This is a genomic window from Polaromonas sp., assembly GCF_030689685.1.
In the GTDB taxonomy this organism is placed as follows: Bacteria; Pseudomonadota; Gammaproteobacteria; order Burkholderiales; family Burkholderiaceae_C; genus Polaromonas.
In genome coordinates this window covers 73,631-92,536 of the sequence record NZ_JAUYEY010000007.1, presented here as the reverse complement: position 1 = coordinate 92,536, position 18,906 = coordinate 73,631, and the positions used below count along the sequence as shown (strand labels likewise).

The 18,906-nt window shown below is 62.4% G+C and carries 18 protein-coding genes; 10 read left to right on the top strand and 8 right to left on the bottom strand.

Features of this window, described 5'->3' with window-relative positions; all coding sequences use genetic code 11:
• Window positions 1–49 precede the first annotated feature (49 nt).
• The 6 genes from Q8O29_RS02110 to Q8O29_RS02085 all read left to right on the top strand — a co-directional run bounded on the left by Q8O29_RS02110 (window position 50) and on the right by Q8O29_RS02085 (window position 5,433).
• The gene (locus Q8O29_RS02110) at window positions 50–1,525 is read left to right on the top strand and encodes an RNB domain-containing ribonuclease (protein WP_305560404.1); all 1,476 of its coding nucleotides are present in this window, start codon (window positions 50–52) and stop codon (window positions 1,523–1,525) included.
• Between the two features lie 257 nt (window positions 1,526–1,782).
• Entirely contained in the window at window positions 1,783–2,109 is a 327-nt protein-coding gene (locus Q8O29_RS02105; protein ID WP_305560403.1) for an XRE family transcriptional regulator, read from the top strand.
• A gap of 2 nt (window positions 2,110–2,111) precedes the next feature.
• Window positions 2,112–3,350 (top strand): type II toxin-antitoxin system HipA family toxin, encoded by a 1,239-nt coding sequence (locus Q8O29_RS02100; protein ID WP_305560402.1) that lies wholly within the window; start codon window positions 2,112–2,114, stop codon window positions 3,348–3,350.
• 214 nt (window positions 3,351–3,564) lie between these two features.
• Window positions 3,565–4,158 carry a carboxymuconolactone decarboxylase family protein gene (locus Q8O29_RS02095; RefSeq protein WP_305560401.1) on the top strand — a complete coding sequence of 198 codons (594 nt, stop codon included), beginning with the start codon at window positions 3,565–3,567 and terminating at the stop codon, window positions 4,156–4,158.
• A 24-nt stretch (window positions 4,159–4,182) separates the two neighbouring features.
• A complete protein-coding gene (locus Q8O29_RS02090; protein WP_305560400.1) occupies window positions 4,183–4,947 on the top strand; it encodes a TSUP family transporter in 765 nt (254 codons plus the stop codon).
• 18 nt (window positions 4,948–4,965) lie between these two features.
• Entirely contained in the window at window positions 4,966–5,433 is a 468-nt protein-coding gene (locus Q8O29_RS02085) for an EVE domain-containing protein (RefSeq protein ID WP_305560399.1), read from the top strand.
• Window positions 5,434–5,550: 117 nt separating this feature from the next.
• Here Q8O29_RS02085 and Q8O29_RS02080 read toward each other — a convergent pair whose 3' ends face one another.
• On the bottom strand, window positions 5,551–6,462 hold the full coding sequence (locus Q8O29_RS02080; protein ID WP_305560398.1) for a ketopantoate reductase family protein: 912 nt from the start codon (window positions 6,460–6,462) through the stop codon (window positions 5,551–5,553).
• Window positions 6,459–7,628, bottom strand: a complete 1,170-nt coding sequence (locus Q8O29_RS02075; RefSeq protein WP_305560397.1) for a PHB depolymerase family esterase — start codon at window positions 7,626–7,628, stop codon at window positions 6,459–6,461. The genes Q8O29_RS02080 and Q8O29_RS02075 overlap by 4 nt, the downstream gene beginning before the upstream one ends.
• A gap of 232 nt (window positions 7,629–7,860) precedes the next feature.
• Here Q8O29_RS02075 and Q8O29_RS02070 point away from each other — a divergent pair, with 232 nt between their 5' ends.
• On the top strand, window positions 7,861–8,844 hold the full coding sequence (locus Q8O29_RS02070) for a rhodanese-related sulfurtransferase (protein ID WP_305560396.1): 984 nt from the start codon (window positions 7,861–7,863) through the stop codon (window positions 8,842–8,844).
• Window positions 8,844–9,494 carry a glutathione S-transferase gene (locus Q8O29_RS02065; protein ID WP_305560395.1) on the top strand — a complete coding sequence of 217 codons (651 nt, stop codon included), beginning with the start codon at window positions 8,844–8,846 and terminating at the stop codon, window positions 9,492–9,494. The genes Q8O29_RS02070 and Q8O29_RS02065 overlap by 1 nt, the downstream gene beginning before the upstream one ends.
• A 118-nt stretch (window positions 9,495–9,612) precedes the next feature.
• On the opposite strand, the gene sbcB is transcribed toward Q8O29_RS02065, so the two are convergent.
• The 4 genes from sbcB to icd form a co-directional block, all read right to left on the bottom strand.
• Window positions 9,613–11,082, bottom strand: coding sequence for an exodeoxyribonuclease I (gene sbcB / locus Q8O29_RS02060; RefSeq protein ID WP_305560394.1), 1,470 nt, complete (start codon window positions 11,080–11,082; stop codon window positions 9,613–9,615).
• A gap of 141 nt (window positions 11,083–11,223) precedes the next feature.
• Complete coding sequence (gene clpA / locus Q8O29_RS02055; RefSeq protein WP_305560393.1) at window positions 11,224–13,560, bottom strand: ATP-dependent Clp protease ATP-binding subunit ClpA; 2,337 nt, start codon at window positions 13,558–13,560, stop codon at window positions 11,224–11,226.
• A gap of 85 nt (window positions 13,561–13,645) precedes the next feature.
• A complete protein-coding gene (clpS, locus tag Q8O29_RS02050) occupies window positions 13,646–14,014 on the bottom strand; it encodes an ATP-dependent Clp protease adapter ClpS (RefSeq protein WP_305560392.1) in 369 nt (122 codons plus the stop codon).
• Window positions 14,015–14,200: 186 nt separating this feature from the next.
• Window positions 14,201–15,454, bottom strand: coding sequence for an NADP-dependent isocitrate dehydrogenase (gene icd, locus Q8O29_RS02045; protein WP_305560391.1), 1,254 nt, complete (start codon window positions 15,452–15,454; stop codon window positions 14,201–14,203).
• Between the two features lie 209 nt (window positions 15,455–15,663).
• Between icd and Q8O29_RS02040 the strand changes: the two genes are divergently transcribed.
• Both Q8O29_RS02040 and Q8O29_RS02035 read left to right on the top strand, forming a co-directional pair.
• Window positions 15,664–16,002, top strand: coding sequence for a cell envelope biogenesis protein TolA (locus Q8O29_RS02040; RefSeq protein WP_305560390.1), 339 nt, complete (start codon window positions 15,664–15,666; stop codon window positions 16,000–16,002).
• Window positions 16,003–16,095: 93 nt separating this feature from the next.
• Entirely contained in the window at window positions 16,096–16,581 is a 486-nt protein-coding gene (locus Q8O29_RS02035) for a DUF192 domain-containing protein (RefSeq protein ID WP_305560389.1), read from the top strand.
• A gap of 73 nt (window positions 16,582–16,654) precedes the next feature.
• Here Q8O29_RS02035 and Q8O29_RS02030 read toward each other — a convergent pair whose 3' ends face one another.
• Both Q8O29_RS02030 and xseA read right to left on the bottom strand, forming a co-directional pair.
• Window positions 16,655–17,236, bottom strand: coding sequence for a superoxide dismutase (locus Q8O29_RS02030; RefSeq protein WP_305560388.1), 582 nt, complete (start codon window positions 17,234–17,236; stop codon window positions 16,655–16,657).
• 83 nt (window positions 17,237–17,319) lie between these two features.
• Window positions 17,320–18,594, bottom strand: coding sequence for an exodeoxyribonuclease VII large subunit (xseA, locus tag Q8O29_RS02025; RefSeq protein ID WP_305560457.1), 1,275 nt, complete (start codon window positions 18,592–18,594; stop codon window positions 17,320–17,322).
• Window positions 18,595–18,906 lie beyond the last annotated feature (312 nt).

Genomic DNA, 18,906 nt, shown 5'->3' with positions numbered 1-18,906 from the left:
GCCGGGCGCAATCAGGGGGTACATTGAGACGATGCACTTACCATGCTCCATGGACCCCACCCACCTCCACCAAATCGCAGTCGAAGCCATGCGTTCCCGCGGCCTGTTGCCCGAGTTTTCCCCGCAAGCCTTGCAGGAAGCAGAAGCCGCACGCCAGACCGGTACCGAACGCAGCGCAGACATCCGGGATCTGCGGCACCTGACCTGGTTTTCCATTGACAACGACGACACGCGCGACCTGGACCAACTGAGCGTGGCCGAGCCGCTGGCCGGGGGCGCCGCGCGTTTGCTGGTGGCGGTGGCCGATGTCGATTGGCTGGTGCGGCCCGGTGGCGCGGTGGATAGCCATGCCGCAATGAACACGACCTCGGTGTACACGGCGGCGGGTATTTTCCCGATGCTGCCGGAAGTGCTGTCCACCGACCTGACCTCTCTACACGAAGGCCAGGAGCGGCTGGCCGTGGTGGTGGACATGCTGGTCGCCGCTGACGGCACGGTGTCTGAGTCTGACATCTACCGCGCGCTGGTGCTGAACCACGCCAAGCTGACTTATGACGCTGTTTCGACATGGCTGGACGGCGGCGGGCCAGCGCCGCCACAAATGATCAGCGTGCCGGGGCTGGAGGCACAAGTGCGCTTGCACGACACCCTGGCCGGCAAACTGCGGCAATGGCGCCAGTCGCGGGGTGCGCTCAATGTCAACACCATCGCCGCGCGGCCGGTGTTCAAGGACGGTCAGTTGGTGGACTTGCGCCCCGACGAGAAAAACCGTGCCAAGGATTTGATTGCCGACCTGATGATTGCGACCAACGGCGCGACGGCGCGCTTTCTGGTGGACCATGGGTTTCCGTCGATACGCCGGTTCTTGCAGGCACCGCGACGCTGGGATCGCCTTGTGGCTTTGGCCTCCGGCCACGGTGTGAATTTACCTGCGCTGCCCGACGCCTTGGCGCTTGACCGCTTTTTATGCGCGCGGCGCCAGGCCGACCCGACCGGCTTTGCTGACCTGTCGCTGGCGGTGGTGAAATTGCTGGGATCGGGCGAGTATGCTGCTGCGCCGGCTCTACCCCCCGGCGCAGCAAAAGCGGGCGCAAATGGACTGGGCCACTTCGGCCTGGCCATCAACGACTACGCCCATTCGACCGCACCGAATCGCCGCTTTCCCGATCTGGTGACGCAGCGCCTGCTGAAGGCGGCGCTGGCCGGTGAGTCACCCCCTTATTCCACCGATCAATTGAACGACATTGCCCGGCATTGCACGCAGCAGGAAGACAACGCCAGCAAGGTCGAGCGCCAGGTGCTCAAGGCCGCCGCGGCTTATTTGCTGGACGGGCGTTTGGGCGATGTGTTTGACGCCCTCGTGACGGGCGCGGCGGCCAAGGGCACGTTTGTGCGCATCAGCAGCCCGCTGCTGGAAGGTCGCATGGTGCGCGGTTTTGACGGGCTGGACGTGGGCGACACCTTGCAGGTGCGCCTGCTGGCGGTGGATGCTGAGAAAAGCTTTATCGACTTTGAGCGAGCTTGAACTTAGGGAGTTGGAAATTACAAAGGTACCCTTGTCATGCCGGACTCGATGAGCCTGCCCCGGACTCCGATCCGGGGGCATCCATGCCGTCAGGTGCTCTGGATTGCGGATCAAGTCCGCAATGACAAGCTGTGGAATTTGGTACCTTTGTAATTTCCATCTCCCTTATTCAATTTTGGATTGAAGAACTGTTGCTTCGAAATTCATCTATATATCGTATTATTTAACAAATAGGTTATTTTGTTATATTATGAGGTATGCCTCAAGTAGCCTCAGCCATAGACGCCCTGCCCCCCGCCGCCGTAGCCGCGCTGCGCAAGCTGGGGGCCGACCTGACTACCGCTCGCAAGCGGCGCAAGCAGTCCTTGCGAGCCTGGGCTGTGCGGCTGGATGTGTCGGTGCCCACCTTGATGAAGATGGAAAAAGGTGACGCTGCGGTTTCGATAGGCGTGTACGCCACCGCGCTCTGGATGGTTGGCCGTCATGAAGCCCTGGCGGCACTCGCGGAGCCGAAGGAGGATGTGGCTGCGCTCGAAAACGAAATTGCTGCGGCGGCACAGCGGCATCGCCGCGAGGGTAAATAGCCATGGCCGACAAATACGTCCCGCAAGATCGCCTGTTTTTGTGGTGGCTGGGTGAACCTGCCCAAGCTCGCCCGGTGGGAGAACTGGGCCAGGCCGTCGGCGGCCGGGCTGTGTCATTGCGCTATGCGCCAGGCTGGCTGCAGTCAGGCTTTGCCCTGAGTGAAGACCTGCCCCTGGTGGATGAGCTGTTTGTGCCGCGCGACAAAGACTGCGCAGCAGGTGCGGTTGACGATGCACGTCCTGACCGCTGGGGTGAGCGGGTGATCCGCAAGTTCGAGGCCTCGCCTCGGCTTTCCATTCTTGAATTTCTGCTGTTTGCGGGTGACGACCGGTATGGCGCACTGGGTGTGAGCCAGCGGAGCGATGCCTACGAGCCGTGGCGCCGCAGCCCCATGCCCACGCTTGACAGTTTGCAGGAGATGGCCGAGGTCGTGCGCAAGGTGCTGGCAAACGAGGCGGTGTCCGAGTTGCAAAAACGCCTGGTGCGGCCTGGCGCCTCGCTGGGCGGGGCGCGTCCCAAGTCTCTGATAGAGATGGGCGGTGCGCCGTGGCTGGTGAAGTTTGGCGAAGGCGAAGAGATCAACACGCCGCTGATTGAACACGCCACCATGACGCTGGCGCGCTTGTGCGGGGTAGATGTGGCACAGACACAGGCCTTGCCGGTCGGGCCGGGGCACGCAGTTGCCGTGCGCCGGTTCGACCGGGTCGGGCCTGCGCGGCTACACGCCGTGTCGGCGCATGTGGCCCTGCGCGCCGCCGGGGAAACACTGGGCTACCCGCAACTGGCGCAGTTGCTGCGCCGCGTGGCGCCAGCCGATGCGATCCGCAGTCAGCAAGACCAACTGTTCAGGCGCATGGTCTTCAACATCCTGATGGACAACACAGACGACCACGAGAAAAACCATGCCCTGCTGCGGCAGGCCGATGGCCACTACCTGCTGTCGCCGGCGTTTGACGTGGTGCCCAGCGCGCAAGGCCTGGGCTACCAGGCGATGGCGGTTGGCGACCAGGCCTCGGAGTCCACGCTGGCCAACGCGCTGTCGCAGGCCCGCCAGTTCGGGCTAAAGGCGGATGCAGCGGGCGCCATCATCCGGGAGATCGCAGGTCGGGTGAGCGTCTGGAAAAAGCACTTCAAGGCCAAAGGGGTTGCAGGACAAGACATCGCCTTGCTGGCCCAATACATCGACGGTGACAGGCTGCGGCGCCAGCGCGAGGAGTTCGCTGTACTATCAAATACATAGCTGCTCGCGCTCGATTCCATTGGGCTGCGGGCACATTTCACTCCTAAAAATACAGCGCCCGAGGTAAATTAACGCCTCGGTGCGTGGCCCCTGCGCCAAGCGGCCGCGATGGCTGCTGAGGGTCTGAACGAAAAGCAGCCGGCGTGGTGGCGGGACGCCCATCGCACTTTAAACTGACCCGGTCGCTTCCCGGCCACCCGAACAAGGATCACGCATGCCCCACCTCACCCCCATCCCCCTCGCCGACGTCAAAGAAGACGACATCCGCGAGCGCTTCGAGCACTACAAGAAAACGCGAGGCTTCACGCCCAACAGCATCATGACCATGGTGCGGCGGCCAAATATTGTGCGCGCCTTCATGGCGCTGAACCAGGCGGTGCTGTACGAAGGCACCGTGCCCGAAGAAACCAAGATGCTGGTCAGCCTGGCCAGCAGTTATGCGGCCGGTTGCCTGTATTGCCAGTCGCACATGACCAACCTGTCCAGCATCTACAAGGCGTCGGACGCCAAGATTGCCGCGCTGTGGGACTTTGAGAACAGCGCGCTGTTCAGCCCGGCAGAACGCGCCGCGATCAATCTGGCCCTCAAGGCCGGCGCTGTGCCCAACGAGGCGTCGCACACCGACTTTGACGAGCTCAAGAATCACTACAACGACGAGCAGATCGTCGAGATCGTGGCCGCCATCGCGCTTTTCGGCTACCTCAACCGCTGGAACGACACCATGGCAACGGCGCTGGAGCCGCTGGCTGTGCAGGTGGCCGAGCGGGCGATTGGCGGCGTGGGCTGGGAAGTCGGCAAGCACCGCTGACGAACTGCTGACACACGCCGCTGAATGACCCTTCTTCAAACCGCTCTCTTCCTGCTTTGTGTGGCGCTGGCCACCTGCGCGCAAAGCCTGACCGGTTTTGCGTTTGCGCTGATCCTGCTGGGGCTGGCCGGGCTGCTGGAGCTGGCGCCGCTGGCCGACCTGGCCAATGTGGCAACAGTGCTGGGACTGGCCAATGCGCTGGTGGCTTTGCGCGGCTCAAGCCGGGCGCTTGATGTACCTGCCTTTCGCGACATCACGCTGGGCGGCGTGGCCGGCATTCTGCTCGGGGTGGTATTGCTGGGCTGGCTCAGTAGCAACGTGACGCTGGTGCTGCGTGTGTTGCTGGGCCTGACGGTGATCGCCTGCGCCCTTGTTGTGCTGATGGAGACGGCAGCGCTGCGCGAGCGGTCATCGGCCAGCGCGTTCCGGTTCTGGGGGGCAATCTCTGGCCTGCTGACGGGCCTGTTTGCCACTGGTGGGCCGCCGCTGGTGTACCACTTTTACCGCCAGCCGATGGCGCTAAAAACCGTGCGCGACACACTGGTGGCCACGCTGGCTGCCAGCTCGTTGTTGCGGCTGCTGATGGTGCTGCCGACCGGCCAATTCAGCGGTAACGCGCTCAAGCTGAGCCTGCTGGCGGCGCCGCTGGTGTTCGGGCTAAGCTGGTGGCTGGAGCGGCACCCGCCCGGCTGGTCGCGGGCAGCGGTGCTCAAGCTGGTCTGCGCGCTGCTGTTGCTCACTGGCGCCGGGTTGATTGTCCCGGCTGTGCTGCTGATCCTCAAACCTTGAGCCTGAAGGAATGACACGATGAACTACTGGCTGATGAAGTCCGAACCCGAAGAATGTTCGGCGGACGACGCGCTGGCCGCACCCAATGCCACGGTGCCCTGGGTCGGCGTGCGCAACTACCAGGCGCGCAACTTCATGCGTGACGGCATGCAGGTCGGTGACGGCGTGTTGTTCTACCACTCCAGTTGTGCCGAGCCCGGCATCGTGGGTATCGCACGAGTGGCGTCCACGCCCTACCCTGACCCAACGCAGTTCGACGCGAAGTCGCCCTACTACGATGCCAAGTCAAAGCCGGCCGAACCGCGCTGGTTGCTGGTGGACGTGCAAGTGCTGCGAAAAACTCGCAACCTGACCCTGCCCGAGTTGCGCGCAAATGACACGCTTGAAGACCTGGTGGTGCTGCGCAAAGGCAACCGCCTGTCCATCACACCGGTCGAGCCGCAGCACTGGCGGGTTATTTTGAAACAGCTGGGTGGGGATTTATAGGGTTAAATTTACCTCTAGGAGCCTGTCGGGCTTGGGGCGTCGAGAGCGAAAATCGACCCCAGCGAGGACAGTTGATTGCGGCTCAAACCCGCAATGACTGCTTGGTGGGACGCAGCCCTAAGTGCGCTTTGATTCGACCAACTTCACCAATGCCCACAACACCCGATTCGCCGGCGTTGCAATCCCCAGTGCCTCGCCGCGCCTGACAATCAGGCCGTTGAGATAGTCGATCTCTGTGGCTTTGCCGCGCGCCAGGTCTTGCGCGGTCGATGAAAACTGGTTGGGCATGCTGCCGGCCAGTTGGTCCACCACCGCATGCACATCGCCCGCCACCTGCACACCTTCGGCTTGCGCCACGGCCAGGCATTCGGCCACCACATCGCGCATCAGCGCCCGCACGCCCTCGCCCGCTACGGTTTTGCCGTAGGGCAACTGGCTGATGGCCGAGACGGCGTTGTAGGCGCAATTGAGGATGAGTTTGGCCCAGAGCGCGCCATTCACGTTGGGCGAGACCTCGGTGGGCACACCAGCGGCGATAAAGGCCTGCGCCACGGCGTCGCTGTGTCTGGATGGCTCCATCACCAGATCGCCCCGGCCATGGTGCCTGACGTGGCCGGGACCGGCCATCTCGGTGGCCACGTAGACCACGGCGGCGGCCACCGCATGCTGCGGCAGCACGCTGCGCAAGCGCCCGCTGTTGTCCACGCCATTTTGCAGGCACAGCACCAGCGCATCGGGATGCAGGTGGGGGCGGATCAAGGTGCCGGCGGCTTCAGTGTCTAGCGACTTGACACAGAACAGCACCAACTGCGCGCCCTGCACCGCACTGGCCTGGCTGCTGGCGGCCAGGCGCACGTGTTCATCAAATTGCGTGGTCTGCATACGCAGTCCGCTGGCGGCCATGGCAGCCACATGCTGCGGCCGCGCAATCAGCGTCACAGGGTGGCCATGACGCGCCAGCATGCCGCCGAAATAACATCCGACGGCGCCTGCGCCCATGACGGCCACGGTGAGGGGTGAAAAGCTCATGGCTGGATTGTAGAAAAACCGGGGGTAGGAGTCGCCAACCGCCAGTGCTGCGCAAAAAAAGTCCACATCATCAGCGTCGCGTCGGGGCCTTCCGGCGCGCTGAACTCCACACTGCCATCGCCACCGCTCCAGGCATGCCCCAGGTGGTCAATCTCGCAGGCCACCAGTTGGGGCTTGCGGCCGGCGTACCAGGTGGCGCTTTCATAGGCGTGGCGCGGGTGGCGGCCGGTGCTGCGCGCCGGGTAGCGCCGAACCACGGCCTCCTCACGCGTGATGAGGCCGGCGTTGAGGATGGTGAACTGCTCGGTCAGCTGCGTCATGTTGATGCGCCGCACCACGCTGTCGCGCGCGCCGTGGAGCAGGATGGCCGGCATGCCGGGAAAGGCCTGCTCCGCGCTGCCGAAAAACCGAACGCTGTCGCGGTGCGAGGCGCCCGAGCCGTGCTGCATCGCGCGGTAGGCGCTCATCGGCGAATCTGTGGTGCCAAACACCGGCGCCGAATGCAGGCCGACTGCGGCCACCATGGCGGGGTAACGCAGCGCCAGAATATTGGCTAGCCCGGCGCCCGCCGACAGGCCCACGACATAGGTGCGGGAGCGGTCCAGCCCATGTTTGGCCTGCACCTGCGCCACCATGTCGGCAATCAGCCGCACGTCGCCCAGGCCCTCCTGGGTCGCGCGCTTGTACCAATGCCAGCAGCGGTGTGCATCGGCTGCGGCCGACTGCTGTGGGTACAACACCGCAAAACCCTTGCGTTCGGCCAGCGCGTTCATGCGGGTGGACAGCGCAAAGTCGGTGGCCGTCTGCTGGCAACCGTGCAGCATCACCACCAGCGGCAACGGCGCGGCTGGCGCACCCGACGGCAGGTAGAGCCAGTACACCATGCGCCGCGCTGAAGCCACCTGGCCAGCGGCCGGCACAGAAAACCAGGACTTTTGCCAGTGCCCCGGCAGACCAGTGAGCGGACGCGCGGGCGAGGTCGCGCTTTGGCGGGTAACGGCAATGGGCCGGGCTTTCGCCACCTTCACGGGTTTGGCTTTTCGCAAGGCCGGCGCACGCGGCGGCTTGGGCACCAGGCTTAGCAGCAGCCTGCGGCCTTGCGCCTGCTGGGCCCGGCTCAAGCGGCGCACACTTTTGAGCCAGAGGCTGCTCAGGCTTTTGGCCATGGCGCGGAGGGAGGACCGGATCGGCCTGAATTAGTAAGCATGCGTCCATTTTGCTGCATTGCAGCAAACGCGTCCACGCACTGGGCTGCCTTTTGTGTGGTCCTGCACGCCGCCTATCTGTCAGGACGCTGAGGTGGCGCAAACTGCCCGGCTGCTGCGCTTGGTACGATGGGAAAATTCGCTTTACTTTCGACCTTGTTTTTGAACGCTTTTTCGCCATCTGCGCCCTGCCATGCCCAGCTTTTTGACCGCCGCCCTCTACAAGTTTGTGACCTTGCCCGACTTCACCGCGCTGCAGACGCCGCTGCAGGCATTTTGCGAAGCGCAGGATGTGCGCGGGACCCTGCTGCTGGCCGAAGAAGGCATCAACGGCACGATTGCCGGGCCTGAGGACGGTGTGCGCGCGGTGCTCGCACATCTGCGCAGTGACCCGCGCCTGGCCGGCCTGGCGCACAAGGAGTCGTGGTCGCTCAAACTGCCGTTTTACCGCATGAAGGTGCGCCTCAAGCGCGAGATCGTCACCCTGGGCGTGCCCGGCATCAACCCGAACCAGATGGCCGGCCAGTACGTGAAGCCGCAGGACTGGAATGCGCTGATCAGCGAAGCCGGTGTGGTGGTGGTGGACACGCGCAATAACTATGAGGTCGGCATCGGCACCTTTGCCGGCGCGGTGGACCCACACACAAAAAGTTTTTCGGAGCTGCCGGCCTGGGTGGCAGCGCAGTCGGCACCCGGCGGCCTGCTGGCCGAAAAAAATGGCAAGAAGCCGAAAGTCGCGATGTTCTGCACCGGCGGCATCCGCTGCGAAAAATCCACCGCCTTCATGCGCACCCAGGGCTTTGACGAGGTCTACCACCTCGAAGGCGGCATCCTCAAGTACCTGGAAACCGTGCCCGAGGACCAGAGCCGCTGGCAGGGCGAATGTTTTGTCTTCGACGAACGTGTTTCCGTCGTGCACGGCCTGGCGACCGGCCACTATGACCTCTGCCGGGCCTGCCGCGACCCGATCAGTGCGGCCGACAAGGCCTCACCGCTGTACGTGCCGGGTGTGAGTTGCCCCGGCTGCCATGACAAGAAAACCGACGCGCAAAAACGCGGCTTCATCGAGCGCCAGCGCCAGGTCGACTACGCGAACCGCCAGCGCCAGCCGCACATCGGTGCGAAGCTGGCTTCATCGAGCGGTGAGACCAGCGAAGACGGCGAAGAAAGCGCCTGATGGGCGCCCTGCCCGTCCTGTATTCGTTTCGCCGCTGCCCCTACGCGATGCGCGCCCGGCTGGCGCTCGCCGTCAGCGGCCAGGCGAACGAGCTGCGCGAGGTCGTGCTTAGCGCCAAACCCGCCGCCATGCTCGACGCCTCGCCCAAGGGCACGGTGCCAGTGCTGGTACTGCCCGGCGGCGAGGTGATTGACGAGAGCCTGGACATCATGCGCTGGGCATTGGCCCGCAACGACCCTGCGCATTGGCTGGCGCCGCCAGGCGCATCAGCCGAAGCGATGGACGCGCTGATCGCCGGCAATGATGGGGCGTTCAAACAGCACCTGGATCGCTACAAATACCCGAACCACTATCCGCAGGAGTCGGGTGGCGACGCCATGAGTTTTGCGCTGAAGCACCGAAACGAGGCGGGACACTGGCTGGCGCAGCTCGATGCGCGTCTCGGCGACGGCTGGCTGTTCGGTGCGCAAGCCAGCCTCGCCGACATGGCCATCCTGCCCTTCATCCGCCAGTTCGCGCACATCGACGCCGACTGGTTCGCCGCCCAGCCCTGGCCACGCCTAGGGGCGTGGCTAACCGCGTTTGAGGCTGGCGCGCTGTTCGCCGGCGTGATGGAAAAACAGGCGCCGTGGCAGTCGGCCAGAGACTGAGGTGCCCGCCAGGTCCTCCCTTGCACCTCGAGCATTAAATCGAACTTTCAACCCATCTCAAGCCTGGCTCGGCAGCTCTAAAAAAAGCCCCCTCTGCCCGGACAGCATGTCTTCACGGTCACACCTCCGGCGCCACCATCTCCGCATACTCATACAGCGCCCCCAGTACCGCCTCCCCGCGCTCATCCGCCGTTTCCGACAACACATCAAGCTCGGCCAAAAACGCATCGACATTGCGCGCTCCACCCTCGCCTTCGAGCAAGCGCGCCGCGCGGTGTGCTTCCCAGCGTTCGGCATGTTCCGGTGACAGCGTGGTCTCGAAGTTGCGCGCGCGGTAACGAAACACCAGCTCTTGCAGCCGCTCGTCGTCAAAGCCGGTGCGGCTGAGCGCGAGTTCTGCCGGCGCCAGGCCGCGCAGCTTGTTGAGCCGGCGCCTGTCGTCGTTGTTGATGAAGCCGCCGTACAGATCTTCGTCCACATCGGGCACACCCTCTTTGGGCCGTGCAAACACCTCGGGCCAGACCGCGCTCATGTCGGGCAGGCTGGCGGCTTTTTCGGCGTGGCGCAGGGCGGCTTCGATGTCAATGCCCCACTTGGCCGCCATCGCATGGCTGAGCGTTGCCAGCCTACGCACCACCATCGGTGATTTGTTCAGGTGGACCGACTTGATGGGCAAGCGCGCCACGCCTTCGGGCAAGTCGGCGCTTTTGCTGAACAGGCGCTGGCGCAAGGTGGCGACGTCGAGCAGCGGCAACTCGTCGGGATCGTAAGCGAGGTCCCAGGCCAGCAGCTCGTTCTTGTTGGACGGGTGCATGGCCAGCGGCCACATCACGGCCAGGCAGCCTTTTTCGGGTGCGAACATGCCCGTCACATGCAAAAACGGCTGCGCGGTTTGCGGGCTGGTGGGCAGGCCCAGCTCGGCGGCCACGCGGTCCTTTTTGTGCAGCGACAGACAGAAGTCGAACAGCCGCGGTTGCGCCTGTCGGATCAGCCGCGCCAGCGCAACCGTCGCGCGCACGTCGGACAGCGCGTCGTGCGCCGACTCGTGGAGCAGGCCGTTGGCGCGCGCCAGGTCTTCGAGCTTGAAGCTGGGGCGCAAGGCCCCCGGCGCATCGGGGCGGCGTTCATCGGGCTTCATCGGCCATTGAATACCTTCGGGCCGCAAGGCATAAGCCATACGCACCACGTCGAGCAGGTCCCAGCGGCCGCAGTCGTTTTGCCACTCGCGCGCGTAAGGGTCGATCAGATTGCGCCAAAACAGGTGGCGTGTGACTTCGTCGTCGAAACGGATGGTGTTGTAACCCACGCCGATGGTGCCCGGCTGCGCCAGCACGGCTTCAATGCGGCTGGCAAATTCATGCTCGGGCAGGCCGCGCTTCAGACACAACTGCGGCGTGATGCCGGTGATCAGGCAGGACGCCGGGTCAGGCAGGTAGTCGCGCGCCGGCTGGCAGTAGATCATCAGCGGCTCGCCGATCTCGTTGAGCTCGGCGTCGGTGCGTATGCCGGCAAACTGCGCGGGCCGGTCGCGCCGCGTGTTCAGGCCAAAGGTTTCGTAGTCGTGCCAGAGAAAGGTGTGTGTCGCCATGGAGGGATGCTTGTCAACCAGGTTTATGTATAAAAAAGGCCTCTAGCCCATAGCGAATGGGCGCGAGATGCTATGATTTCAGGAGCAAATGAAAAAGACCGGTAGCGCCATGCTACCGGCCTTTTTGAACCTGCGCCCGCTTCAGCTGGTTTCAGCCTGCTCGGCCTCGGGCTTGGCCTTGCCCTCTTTCTTGGGCAAGGGCTGGATGTCGAGTTCGACTTCGCCGGTCTCGACGCCTTTTTCGTCGGTCGTGACTTTCATGTCCACCGTCAGGCGGCCACCGTCGATCAGGCGCCCGAACAGCAGCTCGTCGGCCAGCGCGCGACGTATCGTGTCCTGGATCAGGCGCTGCATCGGACGTGCGCCCATCAGCGGATCGAAACCCTTCTTGCCGAGGTACTTGCGCAGCGTGTCGGTGAAGGTGACTTCGACCTTCTTCTCGGCCAACTGCGTCTCAAGCTGCAGCAGGAACTTGTCGACCACGCGCAGGATGACGGTTTCGTCCAGCGCCTTGAAGCTCACGGTGGCGTCCAGGCGGTTGCGGAACTCGGGCGTGAACAGGCGCTTGATGTCGGCCATCTCGTCGCCCGCCTCGCGCGGATTCGTGAAACCAATCGTCGCCTTGTTCATGGTCTCGGCGCCGGCGTTGGTGGTCATGACAAGGATCACGTTGCGGAAGTCGGCCTTGCGCCCGTTGTTGTCTGTCAGCGTGCCGTGGTCCATGACCTGCAGCAGCACGTTGAAGATGTCGGGATGCGCTTTTTCAATTTCGTCGAGCAAGAGCACGCAATGCGGTTTCTTGGTGACGGCCTCGGTCAGCAGGCCGCCCTGGTCGAACCCGACATAACCCGGAGGCGCACCGATCAGGCGGCTCACCGCATGGCGCTCCATGTACTCGGACATGTCGAAGCGGATCAGCTCGATGCCCATGATGTAGGCCAGCTGCTTGGCCGCCTCGGTCTTGCCGACGCCGGTGGGGCCGGAGAACAGGAAGGAGCCAATCGGCTTGTCGTCCTTGCCCAGGCCAGAGCGTGCCATCTTGACGGCGGACGCCAGCACGTCGAGCGCTTTGTCCTGGCCGAACACCACGCTTTTCAGGTCGCGCTCAAGTGTCTTGAGCTTGCCACGATCATCATTGGACACATTGGCGGGCGGAATGCGAGCGATCTTGGCGACGATCTCCTCGACCTCGGTCTTGGTGATGATTTTTTTGCGCTTGTTGGCAGGCAGGATGCGCTGGGCCGCGCCGGCTTCGTCAATCACGTCAATCGCTTTGTCGGGCAGATGCCGGTCATTGATGTATTTGGCGCTGAGCTCGGCCGCAGCCTGCAACGCTGCCACGGCGTACTTGACACTGTGGTGTTCTTCAAAACGGGATTTCAGGCCCTTGAGGATGTCCACCGTTTCCTGCACGGTCGGCTCGACCACATCCACCTTCTGGAAGCGGCGTGACAGGGCCGCGTCTTTTTCAAAGATGCCACGGTACTCGGTAAACGTCGTCGCGCCAATGCACTTGAGCTGACCTGAGCTGAGCGCGGGCTTGAGCAGGTTGGACGCATCCAGCGTGCCGCCCGAGGCTGCACCGGCACCGATCAGGGTGTGGATCTCGTCGATGAACAAAATGCCGTTGGGCTTGTCCTTCAGCGCCTTGAGCACGCCCTTGAGGCGCTGCTCGAAGTCACCGCGGTACTTGGTGCCAGCCAACAGCGCGCCCATGTCGAGCGAGTAGACCTGCGCTTCGCCCAAAATCTCGGGCACGTCTTTTTGCGTGATGCGCCAGGCCAGGCCCTCGGCAATGGCAGTTTTACCCACGCCGGCTTCACCCACGAGCAGCGGGTTGTTCTTGCGGCGACGGCAGAGGATCTGGATCACACGCTCGACTTCGTAATGGCGCCCGATCAGCGGGTCGATCTTGCCGTCCTTGGCGAGCTGGTTGAGGTTCTGGGTGTACTGCTCCAGTGGCGAAGCTTTTTCGTTCTTCTCGCCACCCTCTTCGTTTTCGGCAGCGCTCTCGCCGGCCTTGGTTGGCTCGGGCGGGTCGCTTTTCTTGATGCCGTGCGCGATGAAGTTCACCACGTCCAGGCGCGTGACGCCCTGTTGGTGCAGGTAATACACGGCGTGTGAATCCTTCTCGCCGAAGATCGCGACCAGCACGTTGGCACCAGTGACCTCCTTCTTGCCGTTGCCGGTGGACTGCACATGCATGATGGCGCGCTGGATCACACGCTGGAAGCCGAGTGTGGGTTGCGTGTCCACATCGTCGTTGCCGGCGACCTGCGGCGTGTTGTCCTTGATGAAATTGGCCAGCGACTTGCGCAGGTCATCAATGTTGGCGGAGCAGGCCCGTAGCACCTCGGCGGCACTCGGGTTGTCGAGCAAGGCAAGCAGCAGGTGCTCCACGGTGATGAACTCGTGGCGCTGTTGACGGGCCTCGACAAAGGCCATGTGCAAGCTGACTTCTAGTTCCTGGGCAATCATTGCGTTTCCTTTCGGCTTGCTGCTGGGGTATCTGGGAGAGGTATCGGGGGGCGGCTGATGTCGAAAATAGGGGCTGATTCGGCGATTATTCAATGGGCTCGCAAACACACTGCAGCGGATGGCCACTTTTCCGCGCGGCTTCGGTCACCTGGTCGACCTTGGTGGACGCCACATCCTTGGAAAACACGCCGCACACACCTTTGCCGTCAAGGTGGATCTTCAGCATGATCTGCGTGGCGGTTTCCCGGTCTTTATTGAAAAACTCCTGAATCACCTCGACCACAAACTCCATCGGGGTGTAGTCGTCGTTGAGCAGCACCACCTGAAACATTTGCGGCGGCTTGGTCTTCTGCGGACGCCGCTCCAGCACGACCGAATCCCCACCATTGGCACCATCGGGCTTGAAGGCCGGGGCCTTGGGCGGTGCGGGAGGCTTGGGGGGTTGGGTTGCCATGGAATTCATTCTAGCGAGCGAAATTGCCCGGCGCGGTACATAAGGAAATTGGTGGCGGGAACGCGACATTCAAGGACCGGCAATTGACTTTTATAAGACCCATAAAAAAAACCGCTCCGGCCTGCGCCAGGAGCGGTTGTGCTGTGCGGCTGCCGATTTGCAAACCATCGGGCAGCGGCCACGTCTTTACATGTGGTCGATCATCACCTGGCCGAAACCGGAACAGCTGACCTGAGTCGCGCCCTCCATCAGGCGGGCGAAGTCGTAGGTGACCTTTTTCGACGCGATGGATTTTTCCATCGAGCTGATGATCAGGTCGGCGGCTTTGGTCCAGCCCATGTGACGCAGCATCATTTCTGCCGACAGGATTTCGGAACCGGGGTTCACATAGTCCTTGCCGGCGTATTTGGGGGCCGTGCCGTGGGTGGCTTCAAACATGGCGATGGTGTCGCTCAGGTTGGCGCCGGGGGCGATGCCGATGCCACCTACCTGGGCGGCCAGCGCGTCGGACACGTAGTCGCCGTTGAGGTTCAAGGTCGCAATGACCGAGTATTCGGCCGGGCGCAGCAAAATTTGCTGCAGAAAGGCATCGGCAATGCTGTCCTTGACCGTGATGTCCTTGCCGGTCTTCGGGTTCTTGAACTTCATCCACGGGCCGCCGTCGATCTCGACCGCGCCGAATTCCTTCGCAGCCAGCGCATAAGCCCAGTCACGGAAGCCACCTTCGGTGAACTTCATGATGTTGCCCTTGTGCACGATGGTCAGGCTGGGCTTGTCATTGTCGATGGTGTACTGCAGGGCCTTGCGCACCAGGCGCTCGGTGCCTTCGCGCGACACCGGCTTGATGCCGATGCCGGAGGTGTTGGGAAAGCGTATTTTCTTGACGCCCATCTCGTCCTGCAGGAACTTGATGAGTTTTTTGGCCTTGTCGGACTCGGCTTCGAACTCGATGCCGGCGTAGATGTCTTCCGAGTTTTCACGGAAGATCACCATGTTGGTCTTGTGCGGCTCTTTCACGGGTGATGGCACGCCGGCAAAGTACTGGATGGGACGCAGGCAAACGTAGAGGTCCAGCTCCTGGCGCAGCGCCACGTTGAGCGAGCGGATGCCACCGCCGACGGGCGTGGTCAGCGGGCCCTTGATGGACACCACATAGTCCTTGACTGCAGCCAGGGTTTCTTCCGGCAGCCAGACGTCGGGACCGTAGACTTTGGTCGATTTTTCACCCGCATACACTTCCATCCAGTGGATCTTTTTCTTGCCGCCATAGGCTTTGGCCACCGCCGCATCGACCACCTTGAGCATGACCGGCGTGATATCCGCGCCCGTGCCATCGCCTTCAATGAACGGAATGACCGGCTCGTCCGGAACATTCAGCGAATTGTCGGCATTGACAGTGATTTTCTGACCCTGGGCGGGCACCTTGATGTGCTGGTACATGTGGAAAAGTCTCCGGTAAGCGCTGGATTGGCAATGAAAAAGCTGCTTGTGGCAGCTTAGGTGGTAACCCCTAAATTCTAGCCGCAAAAAGATGCAGCACCGTTTTCAGCAGGCGCCGTGTCAACCGTTTGCAAACGGTCCCCGTTACAGTAATACCTCGGGGATTTCCGGGGTCCATTCCTGACAATACATCCTACAGAGGAACTCACATGAACAAAGTTATCGCTACCCTGATCGCGGGCCTTTTTGCCGTTGGTGTTTTCGCGCAAACTCCTGCCCAGCCCGCACAACCGGCCAAGCCTGCAATGCCAGCGACTCCGGCAACACCTGCTACCCCAGCAACGCCTGCCATGCCAGCTCCCAAGGTTGACGCCAAGGCCGCTAAAGCTGAAAAAGCTGCTGCCGCCAAAAAGGCCAAAGAAGACAAAGCTGCTGCTGCCAAAGCTGCCAAGGCCGAAAAAGCCGCTGCGGTCAAGAAAGCCAAGGAAGACAAAGCTGCTGCCGCTAAAAAAGCTAAAGAAGACAAAGCCGCTGCTGCCAAGAAATAATTCTTCGCGCCGGACCAGAATGCCCGCCCTGCGGGCATTTTTTATGGCCGTCGTTTATGCTGATTTTCCGAACGATCGACTTATGGTGACTTCATGCTCCTAAAAACTGACTCCGGCCGCCACAACGCCCGCGCCCTGCTCTGCGCATCGGCCTTTTTCATCGCGGCATTAGCGCCCGCCATGGCGCAGGAGAACCCACAAATGAAGCTGCCGCGGGTCAAGCTGTCTGCGGGCATGCACCAGATCGATGCACAAGTCGCGCAGACGCCAGAGCAACGCCAAATCGGCCTGATGTTTCGCAAGAACATGCCGCAAACCGAAGGCATGCTGTTTGTGTTTGAAGAGCCCACCAAGCAGTGCTTCTGGATGAAAAACACCTTGCTGCCGCTGACCGCAGCCTTTGTCGCAGACGATGGCGTCATCGTGAACCTGGCTGACATGAAGCCGCAAACCACCGACTCGCATTGCTCGGACAAACCGGTGCGTTATGTGCTGGAGATGAATGTGGGCTGGTTCGCCAAAAAAGGCATCAAGGCCGGCAGCAAACTCTCAGGCCCACCGTTCGAAAAAAACCGCTGAACGCTGACCAGCGTCTGTTCCGTCGCCCTAAAAAAAGCCGGCACGAAGCCAGCTTTTTTATGCACGGGGCGACTCAGGCGAAGTTGGCTTCGGCGAACGACCAGTTCACCAGGTTGGACAGGAAAGTCTCGACAAACTTGGGGCGCATATTGCGGTAGTCGATGTAGTAGGCATGCTCCCAGACATCGACGGTCATCAGCGCTTTGTCGGCAGTGGTCAGCGGTGTACCGGCCGGGCCGGTATTGACGATGTCGACGCTGCCGTCGGCCTTTTTCACCAGCCAGGTCCAGCCGGAGCCGAAATTGCCCACAGCGGACTTGACGAAGGCTTCCTTGAATGCGGCATAGGAGCCGAACTTGGCGTTGATGGCCGCAGCCAGCGCGCCAGAAGGCTCGCCACCGCCGGCGGGCTTCATGCAGCTCCAGAAGAAGGTGTGGTTCCAGATCTGGGCGGCATTGTTGTACACGCCGCCGCTGGATTTTTTGACGATCTCTTCGAGCGTCATGGCTTCGAACTCGGTGCCTTTCTGCAGGTTGTTGAGGTTCACCACATAGGCGTTGTGGTGCTTGCCGTGGTGATACTCAAAGGCTTCCTGGCTGTAATGCGGCGCCAGGGCGTCGATAGCGTAAGGCAGTGGGGGCAGTTTGTGTTCCATTGTTTTTTCCTTGTGGGGTGTTGTGGTGATGTTGTGAAGCTGGTGGGATGATAAGGGCGGCTTGTCACAGCCATTGTAAAAAACTAAATCAGCCGCGCTGCGGAAACGGTCAAATCGACCTCGCCGTCGGCAAGGGTAGCGCGCAGGGCCTGGCCGGACGCGGTGTCGGCGACACGGGTGACGGCCTGACCCTGCATGTCGGCGAGCCAGGCATAACCGCGTTGCAGCACCAGCGTCGGGTTCAGCGGCGCCAGTCGCAGTTGCGCACGCTCGAGCCGGCGCTGGTGCTGCTGAGCTGCTCGTCCAAGTGCCTGGGGAAACGCCAGGCCCAAGGCCTGCAAGGCGTTTTTTTTGTGCTGGATGCCGGTATGCAGCGCATGGCGCAGGCCCTGCGCGTGGCCGGCCAGGCGCGCATGCTGGCGCGTGACCAGGTGCGAGGGCCGGCTGACACGTGCCGCAGCCCAGTCCAGCCGCTGGTTGCTGGCCTGCAGTTGCCGCTCGACGCCGAAATGCAGCCGATCCTGCAGATCGTCCAGTTCCCCCAGCCAGGCCTTTTGCGGCTGAGCACACAGCTCGGCGGCGGCCGTCGGGGTCGGCGCGCGCAGGTCGGCACAAAAGTCGGCAATCGTGAAATCAGTTTCATGGCCGACACCGCAAACCACCGGCATAGGCGCGGCCACGATCAGGCGTGCCAATTGCTCGTCGTTGAAAGCCCAGAGGTCTTCCATGGCGCCGCCGCCGCGCACCAGCAGCAGCACATCGACCTCGGCGCGTTCATAGGCCTCGCGCAAGGCCTGGCGCAACGCTTCGGGCGCCTGCGCGCCCTGCACACTGGCCGGGTAGATCACGACCGGAATATGCGGCGCGCGGCGCTGCAAGGCGGTCACGACGTCGTGCAGGGCCGCAGCACCCAGCGAGGTCACCACCCCGATGGCTGTTGGCAGCAAGGGCAAGTTCCGCTTGCGGGCAGCATCGAACAGGCCCTCGGCTTCGAGCTTGTTCTTGAGCTGGACAAAACGCTCGAACAGATTGCCTTCTCCAGCCTGCTGCATGGACTCGACCACCAGTTGCAGCTCACCGCGCGGCTCGTAAACGCCGAGCCGTCCGCGCACCTCGACCAACTGCCCATCGCGCGGCGAAAAATCCAGCAGGCCAGCGGCGCGCCGGAACATGGCGCAGCGGATCTGGCCCTGCTCGTCCTTCAGCGAAAAATAACAATGCCCGCTGGCCGAACGCGAAAACCCGCTGAGTTCGCCCTGCACCGCGACCGGGTTGAAACGCGCTTCGAGACTGTCGGCGATGGCGTGCAGCAAGGAACCGACCGGCCAGATGCGCACGCCCGGACGGCCACCGGGCATCGGCTTTTCAGACCTGAAGAAAGACGCAGACACTGTTAAACCCCCTGATTTCATGCGGGTAATACTCCACAGAGGCCCACAGGCAGCAGGCAAAACCCGTGGTTTGCTGGGGAGAATCAACTAAGTTGGTGTAAGCCATTGATTTTAAATAACTTTATCCTGCTCATTTTTTCATCGTTTTGTCACATGCACCGTTTGGCGCGGCTTTGCGACCCATCGTAGACCACTTGCTCACAAAGTTATGCACAGCTTCTGTGGGTTATGTCCTACGGGCGGTTAGCGATGCTCCAGCGAACAGAGGCTCAACACAGG